Raw genomic sequence first — 11,777 nt, 5'->3', positions numbered from 1 at the left:
ATGACCGACGCGACCAGGTCGACGACAGCCGAGGTGCGGACCGAGGCGGAGGTGCGGGACTCGGTGACGGCGATCGTCACCGAACTGGCGCCCAACCCGGAGCAGACCGAGGGGGCGGGTGACTCGCGGCTGGTCGAGGACCTCGGCTTCCACTCCCTCGCGCTGCTGGAGTTGGCCTTCACCCTGGAGGACGAGTTCGAGCTGCCGCCGATCGACGAGACGACGGCCCGCAAGATCGTCACGATCGACGCGGTGGTGGAGCACGTGAAGGACATCCTGCGCTCGCGCGGCGAGCTGGCCAGTTGACCGGCCGCCCGGGGAACGCACCGGGCGCGGCGACACTGCGCGGCCCGACGCCCGGCGAGTCGGACCAGCGGGCCCGGGCGTTGTCGCTGCGGCTGTTCCTGGCCATGCTGCACACCCAGGAGCTGCTGGCCGGCTACCTCGGCGCCCGGCTGGGGCTGTACGAGGCGCTCGACCGGGGCCCGGCCGACGTGGCCGAGCTGTGCGCGCGTACCGGGATCGACAGCCGGTACGCGCGGGAGTGGCTGGAACAGCAGGCCGTCGCCGGGTTCATCGAGGTGGACGACGTGACGGCCGCCCCCGAGCGGCGGGTCTACCGGCTGCCGCCGGGGCACGCCGAGGTGCTGCTCGCCTCGGACAGCCCGCTGTCGCTGGTGTCGCTGACCATGCTGCCGCTGGGCGGGGTGGCCGGCGCGTTGCCGGCGCTGCTCGACGCGTACCGCACCGGCGCCGGGGTGCCCGACGAGGTGTACGGCGACGACTGGCGGCACGGGCACTCGGGCGCCAACCGGGCGCTGTTCACGTACTCCCTGCCCGGTTGGCTCTCCTCGGCGCTGCCGCACCTCCACCAGCGGCTCGCCGCCGCGCCGAGCCGGATCGCCGACGTCGGCTGCGGCGCGGGTTGGGCGGCGATCGCGCTGGCCGGGGCGTACCCCCTCGCCGAGGTCGACGGCTACGACCTGGACGCGCCGACGGTGGCCGCGGCGCAGGCGAACGCCGCGTCCGCCGGCATGGCCGACCGCGTGCGGTTTCACCGCCGCGACGCCGTGGACCCGGAGCTGGCCGGCCGGTACGACCTGGTCTGCGTCTTCGACGCACTGCACGAGATGAGCCAGCCGGTGTCGGTGCTGCGGGCGTGCCGGCGGCTGCGCGCCGACGCCGGCGCGGTGCTGGTGCTCGACGCCAAGGTGGCACAGCGGTTCGTCGCACCCGGCGACGAGATCGAGCGTTTCCAGTACGCCACAAGCGTGCTGCACTGCCTGCCGGCCGGTCTGGCCGGGCCCGACTCGACGGCCAGCGGCACGGTCCTGCGGCCCGCGCAGGTCCGCCGGTTCGCCACCGAGGCGGGCTTCGCCGACGTGCAGATCGTGCCGGTGGACGACAGGTTCCACCGGCTGTACCACCTGACCGGCTGAAAGGGGGGCGGGGGAGGGCGGCGGCGCCGTCCCCCGCGCCGGCTCAGCCCGCGAGCTCGGTGCCGAGCGCCCGCTTGTCCACCTTGCCCACCGGAGTGTGCGGCAGCGCCGTGCGCAGCTCCAACCGGTCCGGCAGCTTGTACGCGGCCAGCCCCCGCTCGGTGAGGAAGTCCCGCAACTGCCCCAGGGTGGGGGCGTCGGCGCGGGGCACCACCACCGCGCAGGTCTTCTCGCCCAGGACCCGGTCGGGGATGGCGAGCACGGCGACCTCGCGGACCCCCGGGTGGGCGAGCAGGTGCTCCTCGACCTCGCCGGTCGGGACCTTCTCGCCACCCCGGTTGACCACCTCCTTGATCCGGCCGACCACGACCAGCTCGCCGGTCGGGGTCCAGCGGACCAGGTCCCCGGTGCGCAGGAAGCCGTCCGGGGTGAAGGTGCGCGCGTTGTACTCCGGCACCCGGTAGTAGCCGCGCAGGGTGGTCGGGCCGCGCACGATCAACTCACCCACCTCGCCGGGCACGACCGGCCGGCCGGCGTCGTCGACCACCTGGAACTCGTCGGCGTCGGACAGCGGACGGCCCTGGGTGTGCGCGGCCAGCTCCGGCGGGTCGTCCGGGCGGGTGCAGCAGATCGGGCCCTCGGCCATGCCGAAGAAGTGCGCCAGTCGGATCCCCAGCTCCCGGGTCACCCGCTCGGCCACCGCCGGGCTGAGGTTGGCGCCACCGACCTCGACCACCAGGCCGTTCAGGTCCGCGCCGAGCATCGGCGCGAGGTCGGCCCACAGTGGCAGAAAGGGCGGCATCAGCGTGGTCAGGGTGACCCGCTCGCGGGCGATCAGCCGGAACGCCTCGTCGGGGCTGGGACTGCCGGCCAGCACGGCGGTGGCGCCGACCCGCAGCGCGCCGAGGACGCCGGGGCAGCCGAGCGCCGCGTTGTGGGCGACCGGCAGCGCGGCGAGATAGACCCCGTCCGGCCCGAAACCCATCGCCGCCGCGGTCGCCCGCAGCTGGTACGCGTAGTCGTCGTGGGTACGGGGGATCAGCTTCGGCAGGCCGGTCGAGCCGCCGGAGAGCAGGAAGAACGCGACGTCCGACGGGTCCGGAGCGGGCAGCGGCACCGGGTCTGCGTCCACGTCGGACAGGGCGGTGAACTCGCCGGGGTCGCCGACGACGAACACCTCCCGCAGCGACGGCGTCTCGGCCCGTACGTCGGCGGCGAGTTTGCGCAGGTCGTAGCCCTGGACCTGGTCGACGGTCACGTACGCGACCGCCTCGGTGTGCGCGCACAGGTGGCCGATCTCCGCGCGCCGGTGCGCCGGCAGGGCCAGGACGGGCAGCGCGCCCAGGCGGAACAGGGCCAGGCACAGCACCACGAACTCGACGCTGTTGGGCAGCTGGACCACCACCCGGTCGTGCCGGCCGATGCCGTGGGCGCGCAGCCCGGCGGCCATCCGGTCGGCCCGGCGGTCGAGGTCGCCGTAGCTCACCCGCTGCCCGTCGGTGACCAGCGCGGCCCGCTCCGGGTCGGTCCGTGCCCACTCCCGGCCCAGGTCAGCGAGGGATTCGCCGCGCCAGTAGCCCTGCGCGCGGTAGCGCTCGGCCAGCTCCCGCGGCCAGCTCACACATCCGTCCAGCATCCCGTGCCTCCCGTGAACGACGGTGACAGCGACCCGCTCACAAGCTAGTGTGCAGATACACGAGATACAAGACACGTGATAGTGGAGGCGGTTGATGCTGGCGGCGCGGCCCCGTACCGACCTCGGTGCGCTGACCCGGCTCACCGAACTCGCCGACTACATCGTGCCGTTCACCATCCGGGTGATCGCCCAGCTCGGCGTCGCCGACCAGCTCGTCGACGGGCCGCGCCCGGTGACCGAGCTGGCCGAGGCCACCGGCGCGCACGCCCCGTCGCTGCTGCGCGCCCTGCGGGCGCTCGCCGGCAAGGGCATCTTCACCGAGGTCGAACCCGAGGTGTTCGGCCTGACCAAGCTCGCCGAGCCGCTGCGCACCGACCACCCGCTGTCGCTGCGCGACGCGTACCCGCTGATGGCCGCGGACGTGCGCGCCTGGGCCGGGCTCACCCGGTGCCTGCGCACCGGGGAGGCCGCCTTCCCCCGCGTCCACGGCGCCGACTACTGGTCCTACCTGGCCGGGCACCCCGCCGACAGCCTCGCCGTCGACCGCTGGATGTCGAGCCTGACCCGGCTGCACCTGCGCACCGTGCTGCCGGCGTGGCCGTGGGCGCAGGCCGGCCACGTCGTCGACGTCGGCGGCGGTGACGGCGCGTTCCTGGCCGGCCTGCTCAGCCGCTGCCCGCAGCTGCACGGCACGCTGCTCGACCTGCCGCACGTGGTGGCCGCCGCGCCGGCCCTGCTCGCCCGGGCCGGGGTGGCCGACCGGTGCCGGATCGTGGCCGGCAGCTTCTTCGACCCGCTGCCGGCCGGCGCCGACCTGTACGTGCTCAAGACGATCCTGCCCGGCTGGGAGGACGCCGACGCCACGGCCATCCTGCGCCGCATCGCCGCGGCGATGGGCCCGCGGAGCCGGCTGTTGCTGCTGGAAGCGATCATCCCCACCGGCGACGTCTTCGACGTCGCGAAGCTCGTCGACCTGCACACCCTGGTGCTCACCGGCGGTCGGCACCGCACCCGCGACGACCTCGTCGACCTGTTGGCCGGCGCGGGCCTGCGGCTGGACCGGTTCGTCGCCACGCCCACGCTCACCGTGATCGCCGCCGGTCCCGCCGGGCCGCAGCTGACATCCCCCTAGGAGGTATCGATGGCCCCGAGCCGACCCCGGATCGACATCGAGTCGGTGTTCCGACTGACCGAGCTGGCCGACTACATCGTGCCGTTCACCGTGCGCGCGGTCGCCGAGCTGGGCGTCGCCGACCAGCTCGTCGACGGGCCGCGGCCGGTCAGCGAGCTGGCCGAGGCCACCGGCGCGCACGCCCCGTCGCTGCTGCGCGCCCTGCGGGCGCTCGCCGGCAAGGGCATCTTCACCGAGGTCGAGCCCGAGGTGTTCGGCCTGACCAAGCTCGCCGAGCCGCTGCGCACCGACCACCCGCTGTCGCTGCGCGACGCGTACCCGCTGTTGGAGCCCGACATCGAGGCGTGGGCCCACTTCGACCACAGCATCCGCACCGGAGAGGCGTCGTTCGACCAGGTCCACCCCGAGGGCTACTGGCCGTACATGGCCGCCCATCCGCACGACAGCGCCCGCTTCGACGCCTCGCAGCAGGCGGCCACGCGGCTGGAGCTGCGGGCCGCGCTGCCCGCGTACCCGTGGGGTGAGCTGACCACTGTGGTCGACGTCGGCGGCGGCAACGGCGCCTTCCTCGGCGGCATCATGACCCGCTTCCCGCAGCTGCGGGGCACCCTGTTCGACCTGCCGCACGTGGTCGCCGAGGCCGAACCGGTGCTGCAGAAGCTCGGCGTGGCCCAGCGGTGCACGGTGACCGGCGGCAGCTTCTTCGAGACCATCCCGGCCGGCGCGGACGCGTACCTGCTCAAGCGGATCCTCTACGGCTGGGACGACGACAACGCCGTACGACTGCTGAGCGCCGTGCGGGCGGCGATGCGGCCCGACAGCCGGCTCCTGGTGCTGGAGCCGGTGGTCGAGGCCGGCGACCGCTTCGACGTGGGCCGCCTCTACGACCTGCTCCTGCTGGCCATGGTCGGCGGCGGCGCCCGCTCCCGCGAGCACATCGAACGGCTGCTGGACGCCGCCGACCTGCGGCTGGCGCGCAGCGTGCCCACCATGATGTTCCCCATCCTCGAGATCGTCGCGAAGACGGAGGCGTAAGCGATGCGACTGGTCGTGGACTTCTCCCGCTGCGAGAGCAACGCGGTCTGTGTGGGGCAGGCGCCCGAGGTGTTCGACGTCGGTGAGGACGACCGTCTGCACATCACCGAACAGCCGCTGGAAGGCTCGCTGGCCAACCGGGTGCGCGAGGCCGCCCGCCGCTGCCCGAAGCAGGCGCTGTCCGTCGTGGACGACTGACGACGTACCCGATCCCGGCACGCCCGTGCCTGCACCGGGTCGAGGACGTAGGGGCTACGCCTGCGCATCGGATCCTTTGCTCTGCTTCAACGGAGGCAACACCCGGTGTCCGGATAACGGACGCGTGGTGTTGCGTGGGTTGAAGCAGAGCAAAGGACGGGCCTAAACATCCCCCGCCGCCCGCCGCCCGCCGCCCGCCGCCCGCCGCCCGCGGAGCGCGGTGGCGTCGGAGCTAGCGGACGGCGTACGCCTCCCGGATGGCCGTCCAGACCCGCTCGGCGGTCACCGGCATGTCGATGTGCCGCACGCCCAGGTGGCGGACGGCGTCGACCACGGCGTTCTGCACCGCCGGCGGAAGTCCCACCGCACCCGACTCGCCCAGGCCCTTGGCGCCCAGCGCGTTCACCGGAGTGGGGGTCTGCGTCGCCACCGTCTCGAACGAGGGCAGCTCGGCCGCGCCGATCATGGCGTACCGGTGCAGGTCACCGTGCAGGGGCATGCCGTCGGCGGCGAAACGGACCTCCTCCACCAGCGCCTGACCGGCGCCCTGCGCCAGGCCGCCGTGCACCTGCCCCTCGGCCAGCAGCGGGTTGAGCAGCACGCCCGCGTCGTCGACGGCCACCACCCGGCGCAGGGTCACCTGACCGGTCTCGGTGTCGACCAGCACCACCGCCAGGTGCGCGCCGAACGGGCAGGTCGCCGCCGTCGGCTGGAAGGTCGCCTCGGCCGACAGCCCACCGTCAGGCCCGTCGGCGGTGGCCAGCTCGGTCCAGTGGACGACGTGCCCGGTGGTCGAGCGGAACCGTCCCTCGGTGTACTCCACCTCGTCGCGGGCCACGCCCAGGTGTCCAGCCGCCGCGTCCCGGCCCCGCTCCACCAGGGCCAGGGCCGCTTCGCGGACCGCCATGCCGCCGGTCTGCAACGACCGGGACCCTCCGGTGCCGCCGCCTGCGGGGATCGTCGCGGTGTCGGAGTGGCGTACGTCGACGCGGTCCAGCGCCACGGCGAGCACGTCGGCGGCGAGCATCGCCCAGGCGGTGACGTGGCCCTGCCCGTGCGGGCAGGTGCCGGAGTGGACGGTGAACCGGCCGGTGGTGTCGACGCGGATCGAGGCGTACTCGCTGCGGGTGTCCGCGCCGGTGATCTCCACGAAGGTGGACAGGCCGATGCCGAGCTGCTGGACGTCGCCGCGCTCGCGGCGGGCCGCCTGCTCGGCGCGTAACGCCGGGTAGTCGGCCTCGGCGAGCACCCGATCCAGCGCCGCCGGGTAGTCGCCGGTGTCGTAGCGGGCGCGGGTCACCGTGGTGACCGGAAAGCTCTCCGGCGGCAGCAGGTTGCGCCGACGCACCTCGGCCGGGTCCAGGCCGATCTCCGCCGCGTACACGTCGACCATCCGCTCCAGCGCGGCGACGGCCTCCGGCTGCCCGGCGCCCCGGTACGACACCACGGGCGTGGTCGTGGTGGTGACGCTGGACGAGCTGAACTTCGCCCGGCTGATCGCGTACGGGCCGGTGAGCATCGTCCGGGTCCAGAACGGCAGGATCGCGCCGATGCGCGGGTACGCCCCGGCGTCCTGCACGACCTCCAGCGCGTACGACACGATCCGCCCGTCGCGGGTGCCGCCCAGCTCGGCGCTCTGGTGCTGGGCCCGGCCGTGCCCGGCGGCGGTCATGCTCTCGCTGCGGGTCTCCGCCCAGCGCACCGGGCGGCCGAGCCGACGGCTGGCCCAGGCGACGAGGACGTCCTCCCGGCTGGCGAACGCCTTGGAGCCGAACGCCCCGCCGACGTCGCCGTTGACCACCTGGACCCGGTCCTCCGGCTCACCGAGGGCCGCCGCGAGCTGGCCGCGCCACAGATGCACGGCCTGACTGCCGGCGCGGTAGCGCAGCCCGTCCGGCCCCCACTCGGCCTGCCCGGCGCGGGCCTCCAGGGGGCAGGGCGCGACCCGGGGGTTGCGCATCCGCTGCCGGACGACCACCTCGGCGCCCTCGTGCAGCTCGGCGCGTCCGGCCGGGCGCCGAAAGCCCAGTTTGAGCACCATGTTCGTGCCGGCCTCGGGGTGCAGCACCAGCTCGTCGGCGAGGGCCTCCTCGACGTCGACCAGGGCCGGCAGGGGCGCGATGTCGGCCGCGACGAGGGCTGCGGCGTCGACCGCCTCGGCGCGGCTGGTCGCCAGCACCGCGGCGACGGGTTCGCCGACGAAGCGCACCACGTCGTCGGCGAGCACCGGGGTGGTCATCTTCTGGTTCAGCACCCCGGCCTCGGGGGGCAGCGGCGGCAGGTCCACGTCCGCCGCGGTGAACACCGCGACCACGCCGGGGGCCCGGCGGGCGGCGTCGGTGTCCACGCCTCGCAACCGGCCGTGGGCCACGGTCGAGCGGACGACGACCAGCTCCAGCGAGTCGGGCACCCGTACGTCGTCGACGTACGTGCCGCCGGTGGTGAGCAGGGCGCGGTCCTCGGTACGCCGGACCGGTCGGCCGATCAGTGACATCTGCGACTCCTGGTTGCTGCGGCCCGGCGCCCGCTCAGGCGGGGGTGACGGCGAGCGGGATCGACGCGTACGACCGGAAGAGGGCGCTGGGCTCGCGGACCGGCTCGGCGGCCAGGTCGATGTCGGTGAGCCGGTGCGCGAGCCGCTCGAAGACGACAGCTCCCTCGATGCGGGCCAGCGAAGCGCCGAGGCAGCCGCGTACGCCCCCGCCGAAGCCGACGTGCGGGTTGGGGTGCCGGCCGATGTCGACGCGAGCGGGGTCGGCGAAGACGTCCTCGTCGTGGTTGGCGCAGCCGAGCAGGAGGAAGACCGACCGGCCGGGCCGGATCACCCGGTCGCCGACCGGGATCGGGGCCAACGCCAGCCGCGCGGTGTACTGGATCGGGGCGTCGAACCGGACGAACTCCTCGGCCGCGGTGGCGGCCAGCGACGGGTCGGCGCGCAGCCGACGCCACTCGTCGGGCCGGTCGGCCAGGGCGATGCTGCCGGTGCAGACCATGTTCATGGTCGTCTCGTAGCCGGTGAAGCAGAGGAAGACGATGTTGTCGACGACCTCGTCGATCCCCTCGGCGGGGTCCGCCACGGCGAGCATACGGTCGAGCAGGTCGCCGTTCGGATCGGCGTGCCGGTCGGCGAGCAGGTCGCGGACGTACCCGCGCAGCCACGCGAGGGCCTCGTCGGCCGCCGCGCGGTCGGCCTCGGGCAGGAACGGCGTGAAGGCCCGGCCCAGCGCCGCCGAGCGGGGCCAGACCTCGGCCCGGGTCCGCGCCGCCGGCAGGCCGATGAGTTCGCACACGACTGTCGCGGCGACCGGGAACGCCAGGTCGGCGACGGCGTCCAGGCGGCCGGCGTCCAGCGCCGGGGCGAGCAGCTCGTCGACGAGGTCACCGACGCGGCTCGCGGTGCGCCGGGCCACGCCGGGGCTGAACGCGCGGACGATCTGCTGGTGCAGCCGGCTGTGGTCGTCCGGATCGCGGGTGGGGATGATGCGGCGGAACACCTCGCGGGAGAGATCCTGCGCCATCCGGAACTGCGGGTCGTCCTCCGGGAAAGTGTTGCTCAGCCGGCGGTCGCGCAGCAGCGCGGCCACGTCCCGGTGCCGGGTCACACCCCAGCTCGCCGGCCCGAAGCGGCACAGCGGGCCGGCCGCCCGCATCCGCGCGTACGTCGGGTAGGGGTCGGCGACGACCTCGGGCGCGAGCGGGTCCATCCGCGCCGGCAGGACGCGGCCGGCGGGGCTCACGGCCGCACCGCCACGGGCACGCTGGCGTACGAGCGCAGCGTCCCGTCGGTCTGCCGGCGGGCCGGGCCGGCCGGGGTCAGCGTGCCGAAGGTGCGCAGCAGGGTCTCGAACGCGACCTGCGCCTCCACCCGGGCCAGGTAGCCGCCGAGGCAGTGGTGGATGCCGCCGCCGAAGGACAGGTGCGGGTTCTCCGCGCGGGTGATGTCGAGGCGGTCCGGAGCGGCGAACTGGTCGGGGTCGCGGTTGGCGCTGCCGAGCAGCAGGATCAGCACCCGGCCGGCGCGGATGGTGCGCTCGCCGACGTCCAGATCCTCCCGGGCGAGGCGGGCGACGCCCTGGATCGGGGCGTCGTAGCGCAGGAACTCCTCGACCGCCCGGGGGGTCAGGGTCGGGTCCGACCGGAGCAGGGCGAGCTGGTCGGGGTGATCGAGGAGGGCGGCCACCCCGGTGGCGATCAGGTTGGTGGTGGTCTCGAAGCCGGCGAAGAAGGCGAAGACCGCGTTGTCCACGATCTCGTCGTCGCCGAGCACGGCGCCGTCGTCGTCGGTCGCGGCCAGCATCCGGGACAGCAGGTCCTCACCGGGTTCGGCGCGACGCCGCTGAAGGATGTCGCCGAGGTAGCCGCGCAGCCACTCGACCGCCCGGTCGGCGGCTGGGCGGTCGTCGTCGGGCACGATCGCGGCGAACGCCTTGCTCAGGTCCAGCGCGTACGGGCGGATGCGCTCGTGGTCGGCCGGCGGGATGCCCATCAGGGCGCAGACCACCATCACCGGCAGGGGAAAAGCGAGATCCGAGACCGCGTCGAAACGTCCGGTGCGGGTCGCCGGGGCCAGCAGCTCGGTGACCATCTGCTCGATGCGGGGGCGCAGCCGGCGGACCAGGGCGGGGCTGAACGCCTTGGCCATCAGGCGCCGCAGCCGGCCGTGCTCGGGCGGGTCGCGGTAGAGGATGATGCTGCCGAAGAAGTCGCCGGCCGCGCCGTCGCCGGCCGACATCCGGTGGTAGGCGGCCGGGAACTCGCTGCCCAGGCGCGGGTCGCGGACCAGCCGGGCGACGTCGGCGTAGCGGGTGACACCCCAGCTGCCGGGGCCCATCCGGCACAGCGGGCCGGCCGCCCGCAGCGCCGCGTAGGTGGGATAGGGGTCGGCCACCACCGCGGGATCACGGGCGTCGAATCTCGGCGGCATGCCGGTACGGGCCGAGGTCATGCCCGCCAGTATGCTCAACCAAAGATACGAGAAACAAGTACTTCCGAGATACGCGAAACACTATTAGGCTTCCGAGCCATGACCGAGACCGTGGTGAGCGCTGACCCCCGGATCATCGCGATGGAGTTGCTGATGAAGGCCCCGGCCACCGTCAGCAGCCCGTACCCGCACTACCACGCGCTGCGGACCGCGGCGCCCAAGTACCGGATGGAACAGCCCGGTCAGGGTGTGGGTTGGGTTCTCACCGCGTACGACGACTGCCGGGCCGCGCTGCGCAACCCGTCGCTGGACAAGTCCGCGCAACGCCCCCGGATGGGCGACTCCCGTGGCCGCGAGGGCGCCCGCACCCTGCTGTTCCTCGACGGGCCGGAGCACACCCGGCTGCGCGGGCTGGTCAGCCGGGTGTTCACCCCGCGGCGTACCGAGACCCTGCGCCCCCGACTGACCGCCTTCGTCGACGGGCTGCTCGACGACATCACCGCCCGCATCGGCCCCGGTGGCGGCGAGGTCGACATCGTCGGCTCGTTCGGCTTCCCGCTGCCGGTCATGGTGATCGGCGAGCTGGTCGGCGTGCCGCCGGAGGACTGGCCGCTGCTGCGCCGGCTCACCCGCGCCGCGTCCGGCGGGCTGGAGATCTTCGCCCCGGAGGAGGTGCTCAAGGCATCCGATCAGGCGCTCGGCGAGATGGAGGAGTACTTCGCCGACCTGGTCCGCAAGCGCCGTGAGGATCCCCGCGACGACCTCGCCTCCGCGCTCGGCCAGGTCGAGATCGACGGTGACCGGCTCTCGGTCGACGAGCTGATCCAGGTGATCGTGCTGCTCTTCGGCGCCGGCTTCCAGACCATGACCGACCTGATCGGGCTCGGCACGCACGCGCTGTGCCGCAACCCCGACCAGTTGCAGCGGCTGCGCACCGAACCGGAGCTGACCCGCTCCGCGGTCGAGGAGCTGCTGCGTTTCGACTCCCCGGTGCACGTGCTGGGCCGGGCCGCCTTCGAGGACACCACCTTCGTCGACGGCACCCCGCTCGCCAGCGGCGAACACGTCATCACCCTGATCGGCGCGGCCAACCGTGACCCGGCCCGCTACGCCGACCCGGACCGGCTCGACATCGCCCGTTTCGCCGGCGCCGAACCGCCGGAGACGCCGCTGTCGTTCGCCTGGGGCCCGCACCACTGCCTCGGCGCGCAGCTCGCCCGCGCCGAGGGGCAGATCGCCTTCCGCCGCCTGGTGGACCGGTTCGCGGTCATCGAGCTGGCCGACCCGGACGCCGACGAGATCGACCTCGAATGGCGGCACAGCAGCACGTTCCGGGGCCTGGAGGAGCTGCGCGTCCGGCTCGTCCCGGCCTGAGCACCAGCGAACCACCACGCGCCGACCAGGAGGGGGAGT

At 74.1% G+C, this 11,777-nt stretch carries 10 protein-coding genes; 6 read left to right on the top strand and 4 right to left on the bottom strand.

All coding sequences use genetic code 11. The annotated features are described in order from the left end of the window. Both ABZT87_RS26365 and ABZT87_RS26360 read left to right on the top strand, forming a co-directional pair. A complete protein-coding gene (locus ABZT87_RS26365; protein ID WP_007460186.1) occupies window positions 1-306 on the top strand; it encodes a phosphopantetheine-binding protein in 306 nt (101 codons plus the stop codon). Beyond that, the gene (locus ABZT87_RS26360; RefSeq protein WP_355138896.1) at window positions 303-1,439 is read left to right on the top strand and encodes a methyltransferase domain-containing protein; all 1,137 of its coding nucleotides are present in this window, start codon (window positions 303-305) and stop codon (window positions 1,437-1,439) included. Before ABZT87_RS26365 ends, ABZT87_RS26360 begins: the two co-directional genes overlap by 4 nt. 43 nt (window positions 1,440-1,482) lie before the next feature. On the opposite strand, the gene ABZT87_RS26355 is transcribed toward ABZT87_RS26360, so the two are convergent. Next, window positions 1,483-3,075 (bottom strand): AMP-binding protein, encoded by a 1,593-nt coding sequence (locus ABZT87_RS26355; protein ID WP_355138894.1) that lies wholly within the window; start codon window positions 3,073-3,075, stop codon window positions 1,483-1,485. Window positions 3,076-3,169: 94 nt separating this feature from the next. Between ABZT87_RS26355 and ABZT87_RS26350 the strand changes: the two genes are divergently transcribed. The 3 genes from ABZT87_RS26350 to ABZT87_RS26340 are packed head-to-tail and all read left to right on the top strand — an operon-like array spanning window position 3,170 to window position 5,440. After that, the gene (locus tag ABZT87_RS26350; protein ID WP_355138892.1) at window positions 3,170-4,207 is read left to right on the top strand and encodes a methyltransferase; all 1,038 of its coding nucleotides are present in this window, start codon (window positions 3,170-3,172) and stop codon (window positions 4,205-4,207) included. A gap of 9 nt (window positions 4,208-4,216) precedes the next feature. Next, window positions 4,217-5,242, top strand: a complete 1,026-nt coding sequence (locus ABZT87_RS26345; protein WP_355138890.1) for a methyltransferase — start codon at window positions 4,217-4,219, stop codon at window positions 5,240-5,242. Between the two features lie 3 nt (window positions 5,243-5,245). After that, window positions 5,246-5,440, top strand: a complete 195-nt coding sequence (locus tag ABZT87_RS26340) for a ferredoxin (RefSeq protein WP_234584997.1) — start codon at window positions 5,246-5,248, stop codon at window positions 5,438-5,440. A gap of 232 nt (window positions 5,441-5,672) precedes the next feature. On the opposite strand, the gene ABZT87_RS26335 is transcribed toward ABZT87_RS26340, so the two are convergent. The 3 genes from ABZT87_RS26335 to ABZT87_RS26325 are packed head-to-tail and all read right to left on the bottom strand — an operon-like array spanning window position 5,673 to window position 10,385. Further along, complete coding sequence (locus tag ABZT87_RS26335) at window positions 5,673-7,934, bottom strand: xanthine dehydrogenase family protein molybdopterin-binding subunit (protein ID WP_355138889.1); 2,262 nt, start codon at window positions 7,932-7,934, stop codon at window positions 5,673-5,675. 34 nt (window positions 7,935-7,968) lie between these two features. Further along, window positions 7,969-9,177 carry a cytochrome P450 gene (locus ABZT87_RS26330; RefSeq protein ID WP_355138887.1) on the bottom strand — a complete coding sequence of 403 codons (1,209 nt, stop codon included), beginning with the start codon at window positions 9,175-9,177 and terminating at the stop codon, window positions 7,969-7,971. Further along, window positions 9,174-10,385, bottom strand: a complete 1,212-nt coding sequence (locus ABZT87_RS26325; RefSeq protein ID WP_355138885.1) for a cytochrome P450 — start codon at window positions 10,383-10,385, stop codon at window positions 9,174-9,176. The genes ABZT87_RS26330 and ABZT87_RS26325 overlap by 4 nt, the downstream gene beginning before the upstream one ends. Window positions 10,386-10,463: 78 nt before the next feature. On the opposite strand from ABZT87_RS26325, the gene ABZT87_RS26320 reads away from it, so the two are divergent. After that, on the top strand, window positions 10,464-11,738 hold the full coding sequence (locus ABZT87_RS26320; protein WP_355138883.1) for a cytochrome P450: 1,275 nt from the start codon (window positions 10,464-10,466) through the stop codon (window positions 11,736-11,738). Window positions 11,739-11,777: the final 39 nt, after the last annotated feature.

Origin of the sequence: Micromonospora sp. NPDC005237 (genome assembly GCF_040607775.1) — a bacterium.
In the GTDB taxonomy this organism is placed as follows: domain Bacteria; phylum Actinomycetota; class Actinomycetes; order Mycobacteriales; family Micromonosporaceae; genus Micromonospora.
Note: the sequence above shows the minus strand (reverse complement) of the source record. Positions and strands in the feature narration are given on the sequence as shown.

What these genes read in the sequence shown, in the direction of transcription:
- ABZT87_RS26365 (WP_007460186.1), top strand. Translation starts at nt 1, where the DNA reads ATGACCGACGCGACCAGGTCGACGACAGCCGAGGTGCGGACCGAGGCG.
- ABZT87_RS26355 (WP_355138894.1), bottom strand. Translation starts at nt 3,075, where the DNA reads ATGCTGGACGGATGTGTGAGCTGGCCGCGGGAGCTGGCCGAGCGCTAC.
- ABZT87_RS26350 (WP_355138892.1), top strand. Translation starts at nt 3,170, where the DNA reads ATGCTGGCGGCGCGGCCCCGTACCGACCTCGGTGCGCTGACCCGGCTC.
- ABZT87_RS26345 (WP_355138890.1), top strand. Translation starts at nt 4,217, where the DNA reads ATGGCCCCGAGCCGACCCCGGATCGACATCGAGTCGGTGTTCCGACTG.
- ABZT87_RS26340 (WP_234584997.1), top strand. Translation starts at nt 5,246, where the DNA reads ATGCGACTGGTCGTGGACTTCTCCCGCTGCGAGAGCAACGCGGTCTGT.
- ABZT87_RS26335 (WP_355138889.1), bottom strand. Translation starts at nt 7,934, where the DNA reads ATGTCACTGATCGGCCGACCGGTCCGGCGTACCGAGGACCGCGCCCTG.
- ABZT87_RS26325 (WP_355138885.1), bottom strand. Translation starts at nt 10,385, where the DNA reads ATGACCTCGGCCCGTACCGGCATGCCGCCGAGATTCGACGCCCGTGAT.
- ABZT87_RS26320 (WP_355138883.1), top strand. Translation starts at nt 10,464, where the DNA reads ATGACCGAGACCGTGGTGAGCGCTGACCCCCGGATCATCGCGATGGAG.